Below are 19,755 nucleotides of genomic sequence, written 5' to 3'. Positions count from 1 at the left end.
GCCGGGCGGGGCGGGCTCGGCCGTGGGTGCCGGCGCGGGGGGGGGGGGGTGCTGGCCCGGGGGGGCGCGGGCTGAGGGGGGCGGGGGGGGGGGGGCCCGGGGGGGGGGGGGGGGGGGCCCGGGGGGGGGGGGGGGGGGGGGGCCCCCCCCCCCCACCCCTCTTTAACCCCTCGTGGTCCCGAACGACACGTATGACGCTGATGACCGGCCCAGACGAGCCGTCGCTACCCCGCGAGCGAGCCCAGAAAATACCCCAGCCCGGCCAGCGCCACGCCGAGCGTCAGGCTGCCGAGCGAATTGATCAGAGCGCGGCCCGGATGGCCCGCCCGAATGAGCTTCACCGAGTCCACACTCGCGGTGCTGAGCGTTGTATACCCGCCCAGGAATCCCACTCCCAGGATGAGCCGGACGCTGTCATCCAGACCCCACGCACCGAGCAGTCCGGTGAGGAGCCCGAGGGCGAAGGCACCGGAGGCATTCACCACCAGGATCCCCCAGGGGAATGCCGTGCCAACCCGCGCACGGATCCGATCATCCAGCCAGTAGCGCAGCATGCCGCCGAGTCCACCAGCGAGGATGACCAGTGCGAAAACCCCGGCGCTCATCGGGCACGTCCGCGGAAGAATTTGGCCCCCAGGATCATGCCGAGCCAGGCCGTCAGCACGCCGCCCAGCATCGAAATCAGGGCGTAGATCAGGGCATCCGTGACCCGCCCCAGGTGGAGCAGGGAGACGGTGTCCATCGCGATGGCCGAGAACGTGGTGAATCCGCCGATGACCCCGGTACCCAGCAGCAGCCGCACATCGCGGATGCGTGGGGTCTCCGGACCGCGGGCGGCCAGGCGTTCGGTGAGGAGACCGAGCAGGAACGCCCCGACCAGGTTGATCCCCACCGTTGTATAGGCGACGTGGTTCTGCGGCGGCCACACCTCGCCCAGCAGCGCACGCGCGGCCACACCCACCATCGCGCCGATGCCCACCAGAATAAACGTATGCAGCGGCGGGTATGTGTGTGCACGTTCGCTCACCGAAACCGCCCTTCCCGTATCGTGTCTTGGAAGCATATGCCGCACCCGTGCGCCCCGCGTAACGAATTCGCGATTTTCGGCGTGGCGTCCCTGCACGAGTGTCCCGATGGACGCTCTTTGCCGCACGGCATGCTACGATCAAGGTTAGTCTTTATCGTTCCCTGGTTGGTGAAACCATCGGGCGGGTAACCCCGTTCGACAAACTGATTCGTGAGGGGGTCTCGCATGGGGCGCGGCCGTCAAAAGGCAAAGCACACCAAGATCGCTCGTGAGCTGAAATCATTCAGTCCCGAGGTCAATTACGATGCGCTCGAGCGCGAGCTCACCGGGCATGCCCCCGGTGATCACTACGACGCCGAGATCGCAAAGTGGGCAGAGTATGCCGACGACTATGAGGGTGAGAGCAAACACGCCTAGCGTGTTCCTCCACCCTGTCAGTGAGGGCCCCAGCCGCGTGCGGCAGGGGCCCTCACTGCGTTAACCCGAGCCCGCTGCTAGGCTCGGGCGCAATGACACAGTCGATCTCGCTCAGTCCCTTTTCCACCGCTCGGCTCGATGCGGAGCCGCTCACCCCGGGCCACGCCGATGAGGCGTTCACCGTCTTGAACAGCACCGAACTGCATCGCTATATCGGCGGTGAGCCCCTGGCCCACGACGCCCTCACCGCACGCTATGAGCGCCTCGCTGCGGGCTCGCCGGCCGAGATTTCGGATGTGTGGGCCAACTGGCTCCTTCGCGTGCGTGAGGGCGGCCACGTGGTCGGTACGGTACAGGCCACGATCTCCGTGGATGAGGGCACCGCGGCGATCGCGTGGGTGGTGGGCGTGGATTTCCAGCGCCGCGGCTTTGCGAGCGAGGCCGCCCGCGGGCTCGTGGGATGGTTGCACGCGCACGGCGTCACCCGTCTTGAGGCGTTCATCCACCCGGAGAACCTCGGGTCCAACGGCGTGGCACGGGCGCTGGGTCTTGAGCGCACCGGAGTCTTCGAGGACGGCGAGGAGATCTGGCGCTCCCCCGGGTTCAGCGCCGCCCAGTAGTCCCCAGAGGTCTCGCCACACGCAGCGGTGCGCCGCCCGAAGCTCGGGCGGCGCACCGCTGTGTGTCTGGCTGGGCCTAGGAGAGCTGGTTCTTCTCGACCCAGGCGAGGTATTCCTCGCTCACGCTGCCGGTCACGTACTCACCGGTGAAGCAGCTCATCTCGAGTTCGGTCACATCCGAGCCCTCGATGATCGCGCTCTGCATGTCCGCCACTTCCTGGTAGATCATGTGGTCGGCACCCAGCGCCTTGGCAATCTCGGGGATCTTACGTCCGTGAGCCACCAGCTCGGCACGCGAGGGCATGTTGATGCCGTAGACGTGCGGGAAGCGCACGGGCGGGGCCGCCGAGGTGAAGGTCACCTTATTGGCACCGGCCTCGCGGGCCATCTGCACGATCTGCTGGGAGGTGGTGCCGCGCACCACCGAGTCGTCCACGATCAGGATGTTCTTGCCGCGGAACTCGCTGCCCATCGCGTTGAGCTTCTGGCGCACGCTCTTGGAGCGCTGCTCCTGTCCGGGCATGATGAAGGTGCGTCCGATGTAGCGGTTCTTGTAGAAGCCCTCGCGGTATTCGATCCCGAGCTTCTGCGAGACCTGCATGGCGGCGGGACGCGAGCTGTCGGGGATCGGCATGACCACGTCGATGTCTCCCAGCGGCATGTGCTCGGCGATGGTGTCGGCGAGGCGGTTACCCAGGCGCAGACGGGCATCGTAGACCGAGATACCGTTCATCACCGAGTCGGGACGGGCCAGGTAGACATACTCGAATGAGCAGGGCACCAGGCGCGGCTTCAGGGCGCACTGACGGATGTGCAGCTCACCGCTCGGGGTGATGAACACGGCCTCGCCGGGGGCGACATCGCGCACCAGCTGGTAACCGGCGCTCTCCAGCACCAGCGACTCCGAGGCGACGATCCACTCGTCCTGGCCCTTGCCCGGACGGCGACCCAGCACCAGCGGGCGGATGCCGAACGGGTCGCGGAAGGCGAGCAGTCCGTGGCCGGCGATCATCGCGATCGCCGCATACGAGCCCTCGACCCGCTCGTGGACCTGCGAGACCGCGTTGAACACGGTGTCGGGGTCGAGGTCCAGGCCACTCAGCGAGGACTGGAGTTCGTTAGCCAGCACGTTGAGCAGCAGCTCGGTGTCGCTGGTCGAGTTCACGTGACGACGGTCCACATGGAACAGGTCGCGGGAGAGCTCGCGGGTGTTGGTGAGGTTTCCGTTGTGCACCAGGATGATGCCGTAGGGCGCGTTCACATAGAACGGCTGGGCCTCCTGCTCGTTGGCCGCGCTGCCGGTGGTGGCGTAGCGCACGTGGCCGAGGCCCACGGTGCCGGTGAGCGAGCGCATGTTCCGGGTGCGGTACGCCTCACGCACCTGCCCCTTCGACTTGTGCATGTGGAAGGTGGATCCGTCCGAGGTGGCGATTCCGGTGGAATCCTGACCGCGGTGCTGCAGGAGCAGCAGTGCGTCATAGACCTGCTGGTTGACGGGATTTGATGAGACGATGCCGACGATACCGCACATGGGTTTTAAAGGCTCTCTTCGGGGTGTGAGGGGTTCTAGTTTGCGTAGTGACCGATGAGTCGCACGGCGCCGCCGTCCACACCCTTGGCACCCTGCTCGAAGCCGCTGAAGTCGCGCGCAGAGGTGTGCACGGTTCCCACGGCCCAGGTCGGAATTCCACCGGCGGTGAGTTCCGCGGTGACCGCATCGGCCACCTCCGCGGAGACCACGGCGAAGAAACCGATACCGAGGTTCCAGGTGCCCTCGGCGCTTTCCAGGCTGGTGCCGGCGATGTCCGAGAGGACCCGGAAGACCGGGGCGGGCGACCAGGTGGAACGCTCCACCTCGACCCAGGAACCCAGCGGCAGCACACGGGCCAGGTTGGCGGCAATGCCACCGCCGGTGACGTGCGAGAGGGAGTGGATGGCACCGTCGAAACGCTCATCGCCGAGCAGGTTCAACAGCGGGGTGGTGTAGAGCCGGGTGGGCTCCAGCAGTGCCTCACCGAAGCTGGCACCGAGTTCGGCGCTGTGATCGGTGTAGCGAATATCCGCGCCGGCGAGGATGTGCCGGACCAGGGAAAAACCGTTGGAGTGGATCCCGGAGGATTCCAGTGCCAGGACCACGTCGCCGTCCTGCACGCGCTCGGCTCCGAGCACGCGGTCGGCCTCGACCACGCCGCTGGCGGCACCGGCGACGTCGTAGTCATCCACACCCAGCAGGCCCGGGTGTTCGGCGGTCTCGCCGCCCACCAGGGCGGTGCCGGTGGCCGAGCAGGCGCGGGCGATGCCGGCAACGATGTCGGCGATACGGGCGGGAACCACCTTGCCGCAGGCAATGTAGTCGGTCATGAACAGGGGCTTGGCCCCCACCACGACGATGTCATCCACCACCATGCCGACCAGGTCCTGGCCGATGGTGTCGTGCTTGTCCAGCGCCTGGGCGATGGCCACCTTGGTGCCCACACCATCGGTCGAGCTGGCCAGCAGCGGGCGACGGTAGCCCAGCAGGGCGGACGCGTCAAACAGGCCGGCGAAGCCGCCGAAACCTCCCAGCACCTCCGGTCCGTGTGTGGCGGAAACCGCCTGTTTCATCAGCGAAACCGCGAGGTCTCCGGCGGCGGTATCCACGCCGGCGTCACGGTAGGAGGCGGAGGCAGAGGTCATTTTTGGTCGGTACCCTCGGTCGTAGTCGGAGCCACCGGCTCGTGGAGATCTTGGGGCTCTTCCACGGGGTGCACGTATAGCTTATCCGCATCGATGACGTGTTCTTTGCGCCCAACCAGTCGATCCAAAAGGATGGCCAAACTCCCAAAAATCGCGATCCCCACAACCACGCAGACCAGCGCCAGGAATCCGAAGATTTGCCCCTGGCTAAAGTCTTCATTTTTGGGGAACGAGAAGGTGAGGATCATCGCGGTGAGGATGCCCAGGGCCCCGCCAATCACAATGAATGTGAAGTACTTCGGGGAGCGGCGCACACGGACCGTGGTGCGGGTACGTTCCTCCTGCAGCGGGTCGGACTGGGGCTCCGGAGACTCGGTCATATACCCATTGTCCCCTATTGATCGGTGGCTGACGAATCGGGAGAATCCGCACAAAAAACCGCGGCCCGGATCCTCTGAGGAGATCCGGGCCGCGGGGTATGGTTCTGGCTACTCGCCGGCCTCGGCCAGGCGGCCACGACGGACCACAACGATGGTGCTCGCGGTGGCGATCACGATCAGGGCGAGCAGGCCGCCCGCGGTCCAGAAGATCCAGGAGTTGTCGGCCGGCGCCTCGGCGTTCGTGGCGGCCGGCTTGGCCGCTACCGGCTTCGCCGCCTCGGGCTTAGCCTCGGCCTTGACTCCGCACTCGGCCCCCAGCGGGATGCTGAAGGTGACGGCGTCCAGCGCCTCACCGGCCGGGTAGGTTCCAAACGCCGCGGCACCCTCGGCGGTCAGGGTCGCGGGGACCTTGTTGCCGCTCAGAGCATTGTCGCCGCGGGTCAGCGGAGTGGTGGTCAGATCCAGCTGCGCGAACCGCACCTGCTTCTGATCGATGGCCTGACCATCCTGGGTGGTGCCGTGAACATCCAGCAGCACATAGGCGGTCTTGTCATCCACCAGCTCGATCTGCGGGTTGGCCAGGGTGGTGTCCAGGACGCCCTGGTGACCGGTGAAGTGCATCGAGCCGGCGAATGTCACCAGTCCGCGCTGCTTCTCGCCGTCCACCGATCCGGTGCCCGCGGTGAAGGCGAACTCCGGGTAGGTGAAGGTGGCGCCGTCGGCGGCGGTGTACTCACCGCGGGCAATGCCCTCGATGTAGTTCAGGAACGACGCCTTGAAGCCCCAGTTGAGGGTTGCGCCCTCGACCGCGCAACCCTCGGCGAGGGCACGCTCGGCCAGCGTAAACACGAATCCGTGGTTGACCGAGCCCTGGAAGGTCAGCGTGTGCTCGCCGGCCTCGAGGGTCGTGGGCAGCGCGCCGGTCCAGCTGGCGTTTCCGTTGGCGTCGGCGGTGATGGTGCCGAGCAGGATCGGGGTCGAGTAGACCACCACGCGAATGTCCTTCTCGCCGGGCTGGAAGCCCGACGCGGTCACGGTCGCGCTCTCACCGGTGCTGAGCTTCGCGAGCTCGGTCTCGGTGACGTTCAGCCCGGTGGTGGCCGGCGGGGTGGCCGGGATCGGCAGGGTGGTGTTCTTGTCCTTGGCCGAGACCGACAGCACGGTGCCGGAGACACCCAGCGGGGCGGCGGCCGGCGAACCGATCGTGAAGGTCAGCGGATCGGCGCTCGCGTAGCGGCCCTGGAAGAGCTCGCCACCGGCGGCGCTCACCTGGACGGGCACGCCGCTCCAGGTGGTGGCCGCACCGTTCTCGGTGCGGGTGGCCGCGCCGAGGTTCAGGGTGCCAAAGACGATCCGGTTGCCGTTCAGGCTCGCGGTCAGGGTCGCGCTGGTGGGCGAGAGAACCTGAATGGTCGGGTTGGACAGGGTGTAGTCCAGCACGCCGCCGTGGCCGTAGAAGCGCACTCCACCGGAGTAGCTCACGCTTCCGGTACCGGTAGCCCGGTTGAAGTCGCTCACCGCGGACTGGCCGAACTGGAACGCGCCGTTTGCCCGGGTGGCACCGCCGACGGTGCTCACCGAGCCCTTGGCGATCGGTCCCTGCACGTAGTCGGAGAACTGGTTCTTGACCGACCAGCGCAGCGATCCACCGGTGATGGATGCCACCGGGTTGGTGACGGCGGGCTGATCCACCGGAGGCTTGGCCGGCTCGACCCCGCCGTTACCGGTGCCCGAACGCATCGCGATGGTCGCAAAGGCGTCCAGGCTGCGGTCGGTGGCCGACAGGCCGTGGGCTGCGGAACTTGCAATCTCATAGGTCTTGGCCGAGTTCAGGGTGCCCGCGGGAACCCTGATCGAAACGGTGAACTTTCCACCGACGATCTGGCTGGGCTGGACCCACTCCTGAGCGAGCCATCCGTCGCCGGGCAGGGCCGAGTTTCCGGTCCAGTAGCCCTTCTCACCCAGCAGGATGTAGGCACCGAACTGCGCGCCGGAGCCGGTGAATCCCGATCCGGTCACGGTGAAGACGTTGTCCACGCTCGCGTTGACATCGGCGCTCGGGGACACAATCAGCGAGGGCTTATTCGGGTCGATGATGACCGACGACTTGAGCGAGATCGCCGCGGAGGCATCCAGCGAACGGTCGGTCACCGAGAGGCCGTGTGCCGCCGAAGAGAAGACGGCGTACTCGCCACCGGACACAAACTGACCGCTGGGGATCACGAGCGTGGTGGTGAAGGCACCGTCCTTGATCTGGGCGGGGGTGACAAAGTCCTGGGCAAGCCAGCCGGTCTCGGGCAGCGGAGTGCCCGCGGCCCAGTTGGACTTCGAACCGATCAGAATGTAGGCACCGTTGACGGCACCCGGGCCGACATAGCCGGTGCCCGAGACGGTGAAGGTGTTGTTCTTCGCCGGGTCCACGTCCTTATTCGGGGTGATGGTCAGGGTCGGCAGGTTGGACTTCAGCGTGATCGGTGCCGAGGCATCCAGCGAGCGATCGGTAATCGAGAGACCGTGGGCGGCCGAGGAGTACACGGCGTACTCGGTTCCCGCGACGAAGGTTCCGGCGGGAACGTTCAGGATCGTGGTGAACGTGCCGTCCTTCACCTGTGCGGCGGGAACGAAGCCCTGGGTCAGCCACCCGGTTGCGGGCAGTGGGGTACCGGCGGTCCAGTTGCCCTTCGGGCCGATCAGAACGTAGGCGCCGTTGGCCGCTCCGGGGCCGACATAGCCGGTGCCCGAGACGGTGAACGCGGTGGCCTTGGCCGGGTCGACGTCGGAGTTCGGGGTGATGCTCAGCTTGGGGCTGGCGGCAACCGGAGCGAAGCTCAGCGGGGTTGCGGTCTCAAACAGCGCTTCCTTGGCACCGCCACCGGCGTAGGTGTAGATCCCAAAGTTGCCGGTCTGCGGCTCCTTGTCATAGCCCGGCTTGACCACCAGGGTGGTCTCGAAGGTGCCGTCGGGCTTGATCTCGATGGCACCGGCGCTCGCGCCACCGATGGTCTCCATCGACTCGGCGGCTACGCCCCAGCGCTGGGTTGAAACCGAACGAGCCGAGCTCGGTGCGTTCTCCGAGGGCTTCCAGGTGTCGGCGAACTTGCCAAACACCACGTAGGCACCGGTGAACTTGCCGGCCAGCGGCGGACGAGTTCCCACGGTGTTTGCGGTCGGCAGGAATCCGGTTCCCTTGATGGTCACCAGGTCTCCGGCGGGGTTCAGACCCGCAACCTTGTCCACGGTAACCCTGGCCTGCGCCGGGGCAAAGCTCAGCGGGGTGGCCGTCTCGAACAGAGCCTCCTTGGCCCCACCGCCGGGATACGTGTAGATCCCGAAGTTGCCGGCCTGCGGCTCCTTGTCGTACCCCTTCTTGACGGTCAGTGTGGTTTCGAAGGTGCCGTCGGGCTTGATCTCGATGGCACCGGCGCTCGCGCCACCGATGGTCTCGATCGAGTCGGCCGCTACGGCCCACTTCTGGTCGGAAACCGAGCGTGCGGTGCCCGGGGCACCCGCGGAGGGCTGCCAGGTGTCGGCGAACTTACCAAACACCACGTAGGCACCGGTGAACTTACCGGCCAGCGGCGGACGCGCACCGATCGTGTTTGCGGTCGGGAAGAAGCCGGTTCCCTTGACGGTGACGGTGTCGCCGTCGGGGTTCAGACCGGTGGTCTTGGAAACGGTTACCTTGCCCTGCTGCGGGGCAAAGGTCAGCGGGGTTGCGGTCTCGAAGCTCGCCTCGACCGGCCCACCGGCAGCGTAGGTGTAGATGCCGTAGTTTCCGGTTGCGGGTTCCTTATCAAATCCACGCTTGACCTGAATCTCGGTGCTGAAGGAACCGTCGGCCTTGAGCTCGATGGCACCGGCGTTTGCCCCACCAATCACCTGCATCGACTCGGCCGGAACGGCCCACTTGGTGGCACCGGTGACCCGGGCACTCGCGGGAGCACTTGCGGAGGGCTTCCAGTTGTCGGCGAACTTGCCAAACACCACGTAGGCACCGGTGAACTTGCCGGCCAGCGGCGGACGCGTTCCCACGGTCTTATCGGTCGGGAGGAATCCGGTGCCGGTCACCGTGACGGTGTCACCCTCACCGTTCAGGCCGGTGGTCTTGGAAACCACAACCTTGGGGGCGGCGGGAGTCTCGGTGGGCTGGGGAGTCGGAGTCGGCTCGGGAGTAACGGTGGGCTCGGGGGTCGGAGTCGGCTCCGGGGTCACCGTGGGCTCGGGGGTCGGGGTCGGCTCCGGAGTAACCGTGGGCTCCGGGGTCGGGGTCGGCTCGGGCGTCGGTGCACCCTTGACGGTGACCGGGGCAAACGAGTCCATGCTGCGGTCGGTGATCGACAGCGCGTGTGCGGCCGAGGTCGCTACCTGGTAGGTCTTTGCGGGATCCAGCTTGCCGGCGGGAACCACCAGGGTGGTGGTAAAGGCACCATCCACCACCATGGACTTGGGGACAAATGTCTGCGCCATCCACCCGTCGGCGGGTAGGGCCGTGCCACCGCTCCACACCGAGGTCTCACCAAACAGCACATAGGCGCCGTTGGCGGCACCCGGGCCCTCAAATCCCGTGCCCTTCACCTCGAGGGTGTTGGCCTGCGAGGGGTCAAGCGGCCCATTGGGCGTGACCGAAATCGAGGGGGCGGGGGCGGCCTGGGCGGGGGCGCTACCAACGATCAGACCACCGGCGACAAGCGCCAGTGCCAGGATCGGGGCAAGCCAGACCCGCAGCCGCGAGGACAGGGCTGAGAGATACACGGAAACTCCAGAGGTGGGGTGTGGGGTTTCTATCCGCAGCAAGCTCAGGTGAAGTACCACTTGAGGCGCAGATAGGTTAGCCTAAGTAAGGCAAGGCTATGATCGAGTAAATCTGGTCGGGACGGCACTTGTCAAGCTGAGGCTAGCCTTACCTCGTTAAATTCCCCACGTAGAGCGAGAAACCAGATGTCACCCCGCGGAAAAAGCGTGCGCACCGCCGCACTTCTCACCCTGACCGCGCTGCTGCTCACCGCATGTAGCGCTACGGCAACGACGCCCGAGAACGACGGTTGCGCCCAAACTCCGCTCAGCGAGCTGAAGCTGGACACCCCGGCCAACCAGATCACCGGCGTCTCCGACGCCTGCCTGGCCAACCCGGCGATCGACCCGATCGAGAAGGACCCGTCTCCGAAGCTTCCGGTCACCGTGACCGATGACGCCGGCGCGCAGGTCACCGTGACGGACGCCTCGCGCATCCTCGCCCTCGACATCTCCGGCACCCTCGCCGCCACCGTCTGGGGCCTGGGTCTCGGCAAGAACCTGATCGGTCGCGACGCCGCCACCTCGTTCCCCGGAACCGAGAAGCTGCCGTTGGCCACCGGCTCCAGCCACACCCTGAACGCCGAGGCGATCCTGGCGATGGCCCCCACCGTGATCCTCACCGATGGCAGCCTCGGCCCCAAGGCCGTGCGCGAGCAGCTCGCCCAGGCGGGCATTCCGGTGGTCAAGATCACCCAGGACCGCACCATTTCCAACACCGGCGACATCGTGCGCGAGGTTTCCACCGCCCTGGGCATCCCCGAGACCGGAACCAAGCTCACCGAGCGCATCGACACCGAACTCAAGACCGCCCTGGGTGACGCGCAGAAGATTGTGCCCGCGGATGAGTCCAAGCGCCCCCGCGTCATCTTCCTCTACGCCCGTGGTGGCGCGGGCATCTACTACCTCTTTGGTGAGGGTTCCGGCGCCGATTCGCTGATCGACGCGATCGGTGGGGTGGATGTGGCCAAGGAAATCGGTTGGAACGGGATGAAGCCGATGACCGCCGAGGCCCTGATGAACGCCAAGCCCGATGTGCTGCTGATGATGACCGACGGCCTCAAATCGGTCAACGGCATCGACGGGCTGCTCGAGCAGATCCCCGCCCTGGCCTCGACCCCCGCCGGCGAACACCGCCGCGTGGTCACCATGAACGACACCGAGATCCTCGGCTTCGGACCGCGCACCGCGGCCGTGGTGGAGTCCCTCGCCCGCGCCCTCTATACGGCACCGGAACCCAGCGCCACCCCCGCCAAATGAGTGGCGCGCAGGCCCCCGCACGCACCCGTGTGTCCAAACACCGCCTCACCGGCCGCCGTCTCGCGCTGATCGGCGGGCTGGCGATCGCGCTGGTGCTCGCCATCTTTATCTCGCTGGGACTCGGCCAGTTTCCGATCGCCCCGCACGAGGTGTGGAACCTGATCATCGCCAAGTTTGGCGTCTCGGTTCCGCCCGCGGCCCCCGGCGCCGAGGCGGCGCTCTGGACCGTACGGATGCCCCGTCTGCTACTGGGTGTCCTGGTGGGAGCCGCGCTGGCCGGGTCGGGTCTGCTGTTGCAGGCGATCTTTGGAAACCCGCTGGCCGATGCCGGCGTGATCGGGATTTCCTCGGGGGCGGCGCTCGGCGCGGCCCTGGCGATTGTCACCGGGATGGCGGCTCTGGGTAACTGGACGGTGCCCGCGCTGGCGTTTGTGGGCGGCCTGATCAGCGTGTTTGCCGTCTATATGGTGTCCCGCTCGGGAGGCAAAACCGAGGTGGTCACGCTGATCCTGACCGGCATCGCGATCAACGCGATCTGCGCCGCCGGACTCGGATTCCTGACCTTCCTGGGCAACACCTCCTCACGCGAGCAGATCGTGTTCTGGCAGCTGGGCAGCCTCAACGGTGCCCTGTGGACCCAGGTGGCGACCGTGTTCCCGGTGGTGGTGATCGGCCTGATCGTCGCCTACCTCGTCGCCCCGAAGCTTGACCTATTTGCCCTCGGAGAAAAGAGCGCCCGCCACCTGGGTGTGAACGTCGAGGCGCTGCGGATCACCGTCATCCTGCTGGTCGCCGTGCTGGTTTCGGTGGCCGTGGCCTTCACCGGCATTATCGGTTTTGTGGGCCTGGTGATCCCGCACCTGATGCGGATGATCATCGGCCCCGCCCACCGCCCGCTGCTACTGGCGTCGGTGCTCGGCGGCGCGCTGCTGGTGGTGCTCGCCGACCTCTTCGCTCGCACCGCGATTGCCAACGCGGACCTGCCAATCGGTATGGTCACCTCGCTGGTGGGTGGACCGTTCTTCTTCTGGCTGCTGATTCGCACCCGTAAGTCGCAGGGAGGCTGGGCATGAGTGACCTGATGGCCGAGGGCGTCTCGCTGTCCTTTTCCGGCAAACCCGTGCTGCAGGATGTTTCGCTGCGGGTCCTTCCCGGTGAGCTGCACGCCCTGATTGGTCCCAATGGTGCGGGGAAGTCCACGCTGCTGGCGATGCTCTCGGGGGATCGCACCCCGGCATCCGGTGCGGTGCTGCTCGACGGGAAGAATCTCGGCGAGTGGCGTCCGAAGGAGTTGGCCCGCGAGCGCGCGGTCCTCACCCAGGACAACACAGTCACCTTCCCGTTTACGGCCGCGCAGATCGTGGAAATGGGACGCGCGCCCTGGCAGCGCACCCCGGCCGAGGCCGAGGATGAGCGGGCAATCGCCGAGGCCGTGGCGCAGACCGACGTGGCCCACCTGATGGACCGCACGATCCCCCACCTCTCCGGTGGCGAGCGCGCCCGCGTGGCACTGGCCCGGGTGCTCGCCCAGCGCGCGCCGATTGTGCTGCTGGACGAGCCCACCGCGGCCCTCGATCTGCGCCATCAGGAGGACGTGCTGCGCATCGCCCGCGACCGTGCGCGCGCCGGCGACGCCGTGGTGGTGGTGCTGCACGATCTGAACCTGGCCGCCGCCTATGCCGACCGGATCACCCTGCTCTCGCGCGGGCGTATCGCCGCCTCGGGCACCCCGAGTGAGGTGCTGACCACCGCACGGGTCGAGGAGGTCTACGGTCAGCGGGTCGAGATCATCGAGCGCCCGGACCGCCCGCCCCTGATCGTGCCGCTGCGCTAGTCCCGGCCAATGCGGTCAACTTCATTGCAATTGGCGGCACTGAGTGGCACCATGAGAGACAGCAAGAGGTGATCCCCCGGTATTTGTACTCGGGCAGTCACCTTGGCCCCCGGTTTGATTGCTACGGCACCCGGGGGTTGCTTCTTTTAAACGCGCACCTCAATCACGCGCTCACGAAATGTATGTGAATAGTTCTGCGACCCGCCCACGCGCTGTTGATACATCGCAAACGCCAGAAGGTCGGGAAGCCACAGGAGCTTCTCGTGTGACGGCGACGCGGGAATCACTCTCAGTTGCCGCGAAATAATAGCGCTTGTTCGAGCCCGAGCGATGATCCGGGCGTCCGCGTTGCGTTGAGTCATGAATTTTCTCTCCTCGAAGACCGCAAGCCCGATGCCATCTCCAGCCTCGCCTCGTTCCAACGCGCCCAACAACAATCCAAAGCAACGGACCCGCGCGCGCTCACCTCCGGAATCCGAATGCTCAACCGGGGTTCGCACGCTGATCATCAGTTCGTCCGCACCGGTGGCGATATATCGAGCAAAATCATGAATGCGACGCCGCCCGTTCTCTGATTGGTGCGCCTGGGTGGAATGCCAATACTCCGCCCCCGCAATGCGCCGAAGCTCGTGCCGAACCTCGTTCAGCTCGGCCCGCGGCAGTACATACGCTGCCATCAGGTAGAAGGGTGCCGCCTGCGAGTGCGGCACGGCACCGGGGGCCAGATACGACTCATCGATAAAGGCAACCGGGTTCCTGCCCGCCGAATACGCACCGTGAAGCAACTCCTGCTGAATTCTCAATGCCGTCATGCCCACAGAATTGCAATTGAGGTCGAGAATCAACCGAGCGCCCGGAACATCCGCGAGCTCGATAGAGCCGGTGATGGTCCGTGAATCGTGCGCGAGCCCCGGAGGTACTAGCTTCGGGGGTTTGCGCGGGCGGGCTGGCGACCGAAGAAGAACCAGGTGAGTGCACCGATCAGCGGCAGGAAGATGATCGCCAGGGCCCAGAGGGCGCGGAACGAGTCGGCTGGGGTGCCGGTGCGGGGGCTGCGCGCCAGCGAGATCAGTGCGGCGATGGCCAGTCCGATGATCGCCAACACGACCAGGCTCCAGACGATGTCGTAGCCGGCCGGTAGCAGCGGATTCGGTTCCATGGTTCCCCCTCGATAGTGAACCCCAGAATAACAGCCGTTTGCTTTGGCCGAGACGGCCTACGCCCCGCCGGAGAGCCGGATCGTGGTACCCGCGGTGTAGCTCGCATCCGGCGTGACCAGCCAGGCGATGGCCGCGGCAATCTCGTCCGGTTCGGCGGCCCGACCCAGCGGGATGCGCGCGGCCGCCTTTGTCGGGCGGTCGGCCTCCCCGGCATCCGCATGAATGTCGGTCATCGTGGTGCCCGGGGCCACCCCGACCACCCGGATTCCGTGCGGGGCCACCTCGGCGGCGAGCCCCTGGGTCAGCGCATCCACCCCGGCCTTGGCCGCCGCATAGTGCACGTAGGTGTTGGGAGATCCGTTGCGGGCGGCGGTCGAGGAGACATTCACCAGCACGCCGGGCGTCTCGGCGGCCAGGAATTCGCGCACCGCACGCTGGGCGACCAGCACCGCCGAGGTCAGGTTAGTGTCGATTACCGCACGCACGGTGTCGCTCGGAGTCTCGGCCAGTGGTCCGATGTGCAGGGTCGCCCCGGCGTTATTCACCACGTTATCCAGGTGCCCAAAACGCTCCAGGGCCGCGGTAAAGAGGGTGTCGATCCCCGCGTCGGTGGACAGGTCTGCCCCGACCGCCAGGACCGCGGTTCCGGCTGCGGCCAGCTCGGCAACCAGCGCCTGTGCCGCGGCGGTGTTACCCCGATATCCGAGCACGAGGCTGTGCCCGGCGGCCGCGAGACGACGGGCGGTGGCGGCCCCGATGCCGCGGGTTCCGCCGGTGATCAGCGTGATCGGGCCGCGGTTCTCGGCGGCGCTCACTCGGCAAACCTTCCACGCAGCAGCGGCAGCAGCCCACCAATATCGGCGCGCTGACCCGAGGCGTAGACACTACCCGCCTGCACCGCGTCATCCCAGTCCAGGACGCCGCGCGCCAGATCCAGCCACACCTCGGCGGTCATCTCGACCACGTTCGGCGGGGTGCCACGGGTATGCCGCGGACCCTCGATGCACTGGGTGGCCCCGAAGGGTGGAACCCGTACCTCGACGGTGTTTCCGGGTGCGCGCTCGGCGAGCAGCTGGAGCGTATAGCGAACGGCCATCGCCTTCTGATCGCGGGTCGGTGCCTCGCCGCGGGTGGCCAGAACGGCCGCGAGACCGTCGGAATCGGGTATCTGTGCACGTGCCATACCTCTAGGCTAGTACCGTGAAGATCCTGGTCCTCGGCTCCGGTGCCCGTGAGCATGCAATCGTCCTGTCCCTGCTCGGCGAAGACGCCGGTCACGCCATCGTGGCGGCCCCCGGCAATGCCGGTATCGCCGCGCGCGTACCCGTGGTCGCCGTGGACGCCACCGACCCCGACGCGGTCACCGAACTCGCGCGTGCCGAAAACGCCGACCTGGTGATCATCGGTCCCGAAGCCCCGCTGGTAGCCGGTGTGGCCGATGTGCTGCGTGCCGCCGGGTTCCCGGTGTTCGGCCCCGACCGTGCCGCCGCCGCCCTTGAGGGCTCGAAGAACTTCGCCAAGCGGATCATGGCCGAGGCGAATGTCCCCACCGGGCGCGCCTTCCGCGCCTCCACCGTCGAGGAGGTTGTGGCCGCCCTCGACGAGCTCGGCGCACCCCACGTGGTGAAGGCCGACGGCCTGGCCGCCGGTAAGGGTGTGCTGGTCACCTCCGACCGCGACGCCGCAATCGAGCACGCCCGCCAGTACCTCGACGCCGGCAGCGTGCTGATCGAGGAGTTCCTCGACGGCGAAGAGGTCTCCCTGTTCTTCCTGAGCGACGGCCAGAACGTGCTGCCGCTCTCCCCCGCCCAGGACTTCAAGCGCCTGCAGGACGGCGATGCCGGCCCCAACACCGGCGGCATGGGCGCCTACTCGCCGCTGCCCTGGCTGGATGAGCACTTCGGTTCCGAGCGCGCGTTTGTGGACCAGGTGCTGGACACCGTGGCCGCCCCGGTCATCCGTCAGCTGGCCGCCGAGGGCACCCCGTTTGTGGGTCTGCTCTATGCGGGTCTGATCCTGGTGGATGGTGGCCGCACGGTCAAGGTCATCGAGTTCAACGCCCGGTTCGGCGATCCCGAGACCCAGATCGTCCTGCCGCGTCTCACCTCGAACCTCTCCGAGCTGCTCTATGCGGCCGCGACCGGCACCCTGGCCGAGCAGCCCCGTCCGGAATTCTCCGACCAGGCCGCGGTCACCGTGGTTCTGGCCAGCGAGGGCTACCCCGAGGCACCGATTACCGGTCGCGTACTCACCGGCCTGGCCCATGCCGAAAACGTCCCCGGCGTGCACCTGACCCACGCGGCAACGGCCGTCCAGGGTGACGCGCTGTTCGCCACCGGTGGGCGCGTGCTCAACGTGGTGGGCCTCGGCGACGACTTCACCGCCGCCCGCGCCGCAGCCTATGCGGCGCTGGACAAGATCGGCCTGGAGGGCGGCCAGTACCGCACCGACATCGCCGCGAAGGTCGCACACTAGCTCCAACCCTGACCACCGTGGGCAGGCTCCATGCGGAGCGGGCCCACGGTGGTTTTTTGTGTCACGGGTGCGGGGTGGCGTCCGGTTCGACGAAGCGGGATGGCCGGAACGTGGTCAGCAGATCGGACTCGATCCCCTCCAGCAGCTCCCGCGCCAGCAGCGTGCCGATGCCCGCAGTCAGGGCGATGCCCGCGTGGGCGACCGCAACCGACAGCCCCGGGGTTCCGGTACGTCCGAGGACCGGACGTCCGTCCTCGGGAATCGGCCGCAGCCCCACCCGAACGCTCTCCAGGGTGGCCTCCTCGGCCCCGCGGATTTCCCGGCGAATGGTTGCGAGCGCGCGGGTGGCCACCGCCTCCGGCCCGTTTTCCACCGAGTCATCGAGGTAGTCTTCGGCGGCGAGCAGCGTTGTCTCGTCTGCCTGGCGAAGTTCAAACTCGGGACCGGACACGATCCCGTTGATCAGCGGTGCCGAGGTTCGCAGCCGCAGCAGGATGCACGGCGACGCGACCACCGGTACGTGCACTCCCGCGCTCCGCAGCAGCGCGGTGGTTCCCGTCCCGGCCGCGACCACGACCTCATCCACGGTGACGGTCCCGGCCGCGGTGCGCACCCCGGTAACCCGGCCGTCGGTCACCACCAGCTCATGCACACGGGTGTCGGGCACGAACTCTGCTCCACGGGCGAGGGCACCACTCAGAAGCGACCGGGTGAGCGCCACCGGATCCACACTGCCATCGGTTTCGGCCAGGACCGCCGCTCGGGGCGGGGTGCGCAGATGCGGTTCCCGGGCGGCGCACCCCTCGGTGGACAGTACGCGTACGTGCGCCCGCAGCTCCGGATCGATCATCAGGTCCGCATCCGGGTTACCGCGGGCGTCCGACCAGGACAGCGCACCGCGACGGGTCAGGGCAAACGGGAGCGTCAGCTCCTCGGCAAGGCGGTCGAGCTCCGCGGAGGCGAAGCGGCGCAGTGCCGCCTGTTCGAGGTCGGCCGCGGAGGCGGAGAGCCCGATCCAGGCGAATGCGTCGCCGGTGGCACCACCGGCGGGCTGTCCGGCATCGAGAATCAGAACCTGGGATCCGCTTCGGGCCAGCGAGTACCCGATCGCGGCCCCCAGCACCCCGGCACCGATCACGGCAATGCGTTTTGTCGTCTGCGCACTCATGGATGAAGGCTACCAGCGGGGCCACCGCCCACTCCCCGGCCCAGGCACGGTCTGTGTGGGTGCGCAGGTGGCGAATCAGAACGCGGACGGGGCCGTCGGGGCACCAGCCTGACGACCCCGGCCTCGCCTATTCGCCGGTGCGCAGGAAGATCCGCTCCAGGCTCCACGGGTTTTCCGCGTACAGGCCCGCGAGGGAGGAGGAGGCGTCGTCGGGGTAGATGTCACGCTCACCGGCAATAACCCCGGCGAGGATCCGCTCGGCCACGCTCGACGGCTGTGCCTTATCCATGTCGACACCACTGAGCATCTCGGTATCGATCTGTGCCGGATAGGCCACCGAGACCTGCACTCCGCTGTCCCGCAGCTCGGCACGCAGCGCCTGGCCGTACTCGTGTGCGGCGGCCTTGGAAATGCTGTATCCGGTCATATTGCGGGCGGGCGCGAAGGCGAGGATCGAGGCGACGTTGACGATGGCGGCCGGCCCATTGGCGATCAGCCTTGGGGTAAAGGCACGCGAGGTGTTCAGCACGCCGAACAGGTTCGTTTCCAGGTCCAGACGGTAGTCCTCAATCGCCCCGTCGAGTGCACCACCAAAGCTCAGGGTGCCCGCATTATTGATCAGGATGGTGGCATCGGCGGCAATCGCTGCGGCGGCGGCCACGCTGGCCGGATCGGTGACGTCGAGGGTGACCAGCTGCACCCGCTCATCCGTGACCCACTCGGCGCTCACCCGCGCCGTGTCCCGCGCCCCGGCATAGACCTTCGCCGCCCCCAGCTTCAGCAGGTGGGTAACAAAGTGGGTGCCGAGGCCTCGGCCGGCTCCGGTGACAAACACGATGGCATTGTTGATCTGCATGATTTCCTCAATTCGTTGATGATGATTCGATTCTAGGAACCCGCACTGATTCGGTGAATGCTTGTTTTGCTCGATTTTTTATCTGTTCGTCTCATTCGACAGCAGGCCCTGCGATGCCGAGTAGTCTGAGGCCATGAGCGCACTCGAAGATGTCCTGTCCCTGGCCGGGGTCCGCGGCAGCCTCACCACCCCGATCAGCGCCGGCAACCGTTGGGGTTTTGAACTGGATGCGGTGCCCGAGGCGGCCTTCCACGCGATCACCGCGGGGGTCGCCTACCTCTCGGTGCCCGGGCATGAGACGATTCAAATGCTTCCCGGTGACGTGGTGCTGCTCCCACACGGATCCGCTCATGTTTTCGCCAGCGACCGCGACACCACCCCGGTCCACTTTGACCGCTACAACCACGTGCGCTCACGCACCCCCGGCGAGGTCCTGGAGACCGGCAGCGCGCCGCGCTCCACCAACGTGCTGTGTGCGTTTTACATCCATAACCTCACCACCAGCACCGCGCTGTTTGAGCTGCTACCCGAGGTCATCTACATTCCCGCGCATCCCGAGGGCGGCCCGATCATCGAGGTGACCAAGCTGCTCGCTCAGGAGGTGTCTCGGCCGGGAATGGCCACCAACACGATCATCGATCGACTGATCGACGTGCTGCTGATCCATATCCTGCGCGAGTGGATCGCGACAACCGAATTCACCCGGGCGTCCTGGCTGCGTGGGCTGACCGACCCGGTGGTCGCAACCGCACTCAATGCGATCCACGCCGATCCTGCCCGCGAATGGAGCCTCGATACGCTGGCCGAGCAGGCGCGCGTTTCACGTGCAACGCTCAGCCGCCGTTTTTCCACTCTGGTCGGGCAGTCCCCCGGTGCCTATCTGGTGTCCTGGCGGATGGATCTCGCCGCCCAGCAGCTACGCGAAACCGATGAGCGGATCGCCGCCATCGCCCACCGGGTGGGCTACACCTCCGAGTTCGCCTTCTCCCGCGCCTTCGCCCGGGCCTTCGATCTGGCACCGCGCGCGTATCGCGAGGCGAACCGGCTCCCCACCCGGCCCGCATCCTCGGCCGCCCCGAAGGAGCACTGAC

The 19,755-nt window shown here is 67.0% G+C and carries 19 protein-coding genes; 7 read left to right on the top strand and 12 right to left on the bottom strand.

From position 1 onward, the window contains the following. Window positions 1-224 precede the first annotated feature (224 nt). Window positions 225-605, bottom strand: a complete 381-nt coding sequence (crcB, locus tag M2390_RS12810) for a fluoride efflux transporter CrcB (RefSeq protein ID WP_259179271.1) — start codon at window positions 603-605, stop codon at window positions 225-227. Then, complete coding sequence (locus tag M2390_RS12805; RefSeq protein WP_259179268.1) at window positions 602-1,027, bottom strand: CrcB family protein; 426 nt, start codon at window positions 1,025-1,027, stop codon at window positions 602-604. The genes crcB and M2390_RS12805 overlap by 4 nt, the downstream gene beginning before the upstream one ends. A gap of 225 nt (window positions 1,028-1,252) precedes the next feature. Here M2390_RS12805 and M2390_RS12800 point away from each other — a divergent pair, with 225 nt between their 5' ends. Then, window positions 1,253-1,444, top strand: coding sequence for a DUF3073 domain-containing protein (locus tag M2390_RS12800; RefSeq protein ID WP_030147884.1), 192 nt, complete (start codon window positions 1,253-1,255; stop codon window positions 1,442-1,444). A 92-nt stretch (window positions 1,445-1,536) separates the two neighbouring features. Continuing rightward, window positions 1,537-2,064, top strand: a complete 528-nt coding sequence (locus M2390_RS12795; protein ID WP_259179267.1) for a GNAT family N-acetyltransferase — start codon at window positions 1,537-1,539, stop codon at window positions 2,062-2,064. Between the two features lie 76 nt (window positions 2,065-2,140). Here M2390_RS12795 and purF read toward each other — a convergent pair whose 3' ends face one another. From purF to M2390_RS12775, 4 genes are all read right to left on the bottom strand, one after another. Beyond that, window positions 2,141-3,595, bottom strand: a complete 1,455-nt coding sequence (purF, locus tag M2390_RS12790) for an amidophosphoribosyltransferase (protein ID WP_259179265.1) — start codon at window positions 3,593-3,595, stop codon at window positions 2,141-2,143. A 35-nt stretch (window positions 3,596-3,630) separates the two neighbouring features. Then, window positions 3,631-4,740 (bottom strand): phosphoribosylformylglycinamidine cyclo-ligase, encoded by a 1,110-nt coding sequence (purM, locus tag M2390_RS12785; RefSeq protein ID WP_259179262.1) that lies wholly within the window; start codon window positions 4,738-4,740, stop codon window positions 3,631-3,633. Further along, a complete protein-coding gene (locus M2390_RS12780; RefSeq protein WP_121687601.1) occupies window positions 4,737-5,120 on the bottom strand; it encodes a hypothetical protein in 384 nt (127 codons plus the stop codon). The genes purM and M2390_RS12780 overlap by 4 nt, the downstream gene beginning before the upstream one ends. Window positions 5,121-5,228: 108 nt before the next feature. Further along, window positions 5,229-9,872 carry an HtaA domain-containing protein gene (locus tag M2390_RS12775; protein ID WP_259179257.1) on the bottom strand — a complete coding sequence of 1,548 codons (4,644 nt, stop codon included), beginning with the start codon at window positions 9,870-9,872 and terminating at the stop codon, window positions 5,229-5,231. 207 nt (window positions 9,873-10,079) lie between these two features. On the opposite strand from M2390_RS12775, the gene M2390_RS12770 reads away from it, so the two are divergent. From M2390_RS12770 to M2390_RS12760, 3 genes are read left to right on the top strand one after another with little or no spacing between them, the layout of a single operon-like run. After that, the gene (locus M2390_RS12770; RefSeq protein WP_259179255.1) at window positions 10,080-11,171 is read left to right on the top strand and encodes a hemin ABC transporter substrate-binding protein; all 1,092 of its coding nucleotides are present in this window, start codon (window positions 10,080-10,082) and stop codon (window positions 11,169-11,171) included. Further along, complete coding sequence (locus M2390_RS12765) at window positions 11,168-12,244, top strand: iron ABC transporter permease (RefSeq protein ID WP_259179253.1); 1,077 nt, start codon at window positions 11,168-11,170, stop codon at window positions 12,242-12,244. Before M2390_RS12770 ends, M2390_RS12765 begins: the two co-directional genes overlap by 4 nt. Next, window positions 12,241-13,005 (top strand): heme ABC transporter ATP-binding protein, encoded by a 765-nt coding sequence (locus M2390_RS12760; RefSeq protein WP_259179251.1) that lies wholly within the window; start codon window positions 12,241-12,243, stop codon window positions 13,003-13,005. The genes M2390_RS12765 and M2390_RS12760 overlap by 4 nt, the downstream gene beginning before the upstream one ends. 146 nt (window positions 13,006-13,151) lie before the next feature. Here the strand turns inward: M2390_RS12760 and M2390_RS12755 are convergent, their stop codons facing one another. The 4 genes from M2390_RS12755 to M2390_RS12740 all read right to left on the bottom strand — a co-directional run bounded on the left by M2390_RS12755 (window position 13,152) and on the right by M2390_RS12740 (window position 15,348). Then, window positions 13,152-13,817 (bottom strand): hypothetical protein, encoded by a 666-nt coding sequence (locus tag M2390_RS12755; protein WP_259179249.1) that lies wholly within the window; start codon window positions 13,815-13,817, stop codon window positions 13,152-13,154. Between the two features lie 107 nt (window positions 13,818-13,924). After that, window positions 13,925-14,164: a PLD nuclease N-terminal domain-containing protein gene (locus M2390_RS12750; RefSeq protein ID WP_259179247.1), complete on the bottom strand. Its 240-nt coding sequence runs from the start codon at window positions 14,162-14,164 to the stop codon at window positions 13,925-13,927. A 57-nt stretch (window positions 14,165-14,221) separates the two neighbouring features. Further along, a complete protein-coding gene (locus tag M2390_RS12745) occupies window positions 14,222-14,980 on the bottom strand; it encodes an SDR family NAD(P)-dependent oxidoreductase (RefSeq protein WP_259179245.1) in 759 nt (252 codons plus the stop codon). Further along, window positions 14,977-15,348 carry a sterol carrier family protein gene (locus tag M2390_RS12740; RefSeq protein WP_187977317.1) on the bottom strand — a complete coding sequence of 124 codons (372 nt, stop codon included), beginning with the start codon at window positions 15,346-15,348 and terminating at the stop codon, window positions 14,977-14,979. Before M2390_RS12740 ends, M2390_RS12745 begins: the two co-directional genes overlap by 4 nt. 17 nt (window positions 15,349-15,365) lie before the next feature. Here M2390_RS12740 and purD point away from each other — a divergent pair, with 17 nt between their 5' ends. Further along, window positions 15,366-16,640: a phosphoribosylamine--glycine ligase gene (gene purD, locus M2390_RS12735; protein WP_259179243.1), complete on the top strand. Its 1,275-nt coding sequence runs from the start codon at window positions 15,366-15,368 to the stop codon at window positions 16,638-16,640. A gap of 61 nt (window positions 16,641-16,701) precedes the next feature. On the opposite strand, the gene M2390_RS12730 is transcribed toward purD, so the two are convergent. Together M2390_RS12730 and M2390_RS12725 are read right to left on the bottom strand one after the other, a co-directional pair. Next, the gene (locus M2390_RS12730) at window positions 16,702-17,808 is read right to left on the bottom strand and encodes an FAD-binding oxidoreductase (RefSeq protein ID WP_259179242.1); all 1,107 of its coding nucleotides are present in this window, start codon (window positions 17,806-17,808) and stop codon (window positions 16,702-16,704) included. 127 nt (window positions 17,809-17,935) lie between these two features. Next, window positions 17,936-18,664: an SDR family NAD(P)-dependent oxidoreductase gene (locus tag M2390_RS12725; RefSeq protein ID WP_259179240.1), complete on the bottom strand. Its 729-nt coding sequence runs from the start codon at window positions 18,662-18,664 to the stop codon at window positions 17,936-17,938. 133 nt (window positions 18,665-18,797) lie between these two features. Here M2390_RS12725 and M2390_RS12720 point away from each other — a divergent pair, with 133 nt between their 5' ends. Next, a complete protein-coding gene (locus M2390_RS12720) occupies window positions 18,798-19,754 on the top strand; it encodes an AraC family transcriptional regulator (RefSeq protein ID WP_259179238.1) in 957 nt (318 codons plus the stop codon). The last annotated feature ends 1 nt before the right edge of the window (window position 19,755 follow it).

Source organism: Mycetocola sp. BIGb0189 (assembly GCF_024810155.1).
Taxonomy (GTDB): Bacteria; Actinomycetota; Actinomycetes; order Actinomycetales; family Microbacteriaceae; genus Mycetocola; species Mycetocola lacteus.
Note: the sequence above shows the minus strand (reverse complement) of the source record. Positions and strands in the feature narration are given on the sequence as shown.

Bases quoted from the DNA above. Each gene is read 5' to 3' on its own strand.
- crcB (WP_259179271.1), bottom strand. From the start codon at position 605: ATGAGCGCCGGGGTTTTCGCACTGGTCATCCTCGCTGGTGGACTCGGC.
- purF (WP_259179265.1), bottom strand. From the start codon at position 3,595: ATGTGCGGTATCGTCGGCATCGTCTCATCAAATCCCGTCAACCAGCAG.
- M2390_RS12720 (WP_259179238.1), top strand. From the start codon at position 18,798: ATGAGCGCACTCGAAGATGTCCTGTCCCTGGCCGGGGTCCGCGGCAGC.
- M2390_RS12760 (WP_259179251.1), top strand. From the start codon at position 12,241: ATGAGTGACCTGATGGCCGAGGGCGTCTCGCTGTCCTTTTCCGGCAAA.
- M2390_RS12780 (WP_121687601.1), bottom strand. From the start codon at position 5,120: ATGACCGAGTCTCCGGAGCCCCAGTCCGACCCGCTGCAGGAGGAACGT.
- purM (WP_259179262.1), bottom strand. From the start codon at position 4,740: ATGACCTCTGCCTCCGCCTCCTACCGTGACGCCGGCGTGGATACCGCC.
- M2390_RS12755 (WP_259179249.1), bottom strand. From the start codon at position 13,817: ATGACGGCATTGAGAATTCAGCAGGAGTTGCTTCACGGTGCGTATTCG.
- M2390_RS12750 (WP_259179247.1), bottom strand. From the start codon at position 14,164: ATGGAACCGAATCCGCTGCTACCGGCCGGCTACGACATCGTCTGGAGC.
- M2390_RS12740 (WP_187977317.1), bottom strand. From the start codon at position 15,348: ATGGCACGTGCACAGATACCCGATTCCGACGGTCTCGCGGCCGTTCTG.
- M2390_RS12795 (WP_259179267.1), top strand. From the start codon at position 1,537: ATGACACAGTCGATCTCGCTCAGTCCCTTTTCCACCGCTCGGCTCGAT.
- M2390_RS12730 (WP_259179242.1), bottom strand. From the start codon at position 17,808: ATGAGTGCGCAGACGACAAAACGCATTGCCGTGATCGGTGCCGGGGTG.
- M2390_RS12800 (WP_030147884.1), top strand. From the start codon at position 1,253: ATGGGGCGCGGCCGTCAAAAGGCAAAGCACACCAAGATCGCTCGTGAG.
- M2390_RS12765 (WP_259179253.1), top strand. From the start codon at position 11,168: ATGAGTGGCGCGCAGGCCCCCGCACGCACCCGTGTGTCCAAACACCGC.
- M2390_RS12725 (WP_259179240.1), bottom strand. From the start codon at position 18,664: ATGCAGATCAACAATGCCATCGTGTTTGTCACCGGAGCCGGCCGAGGC.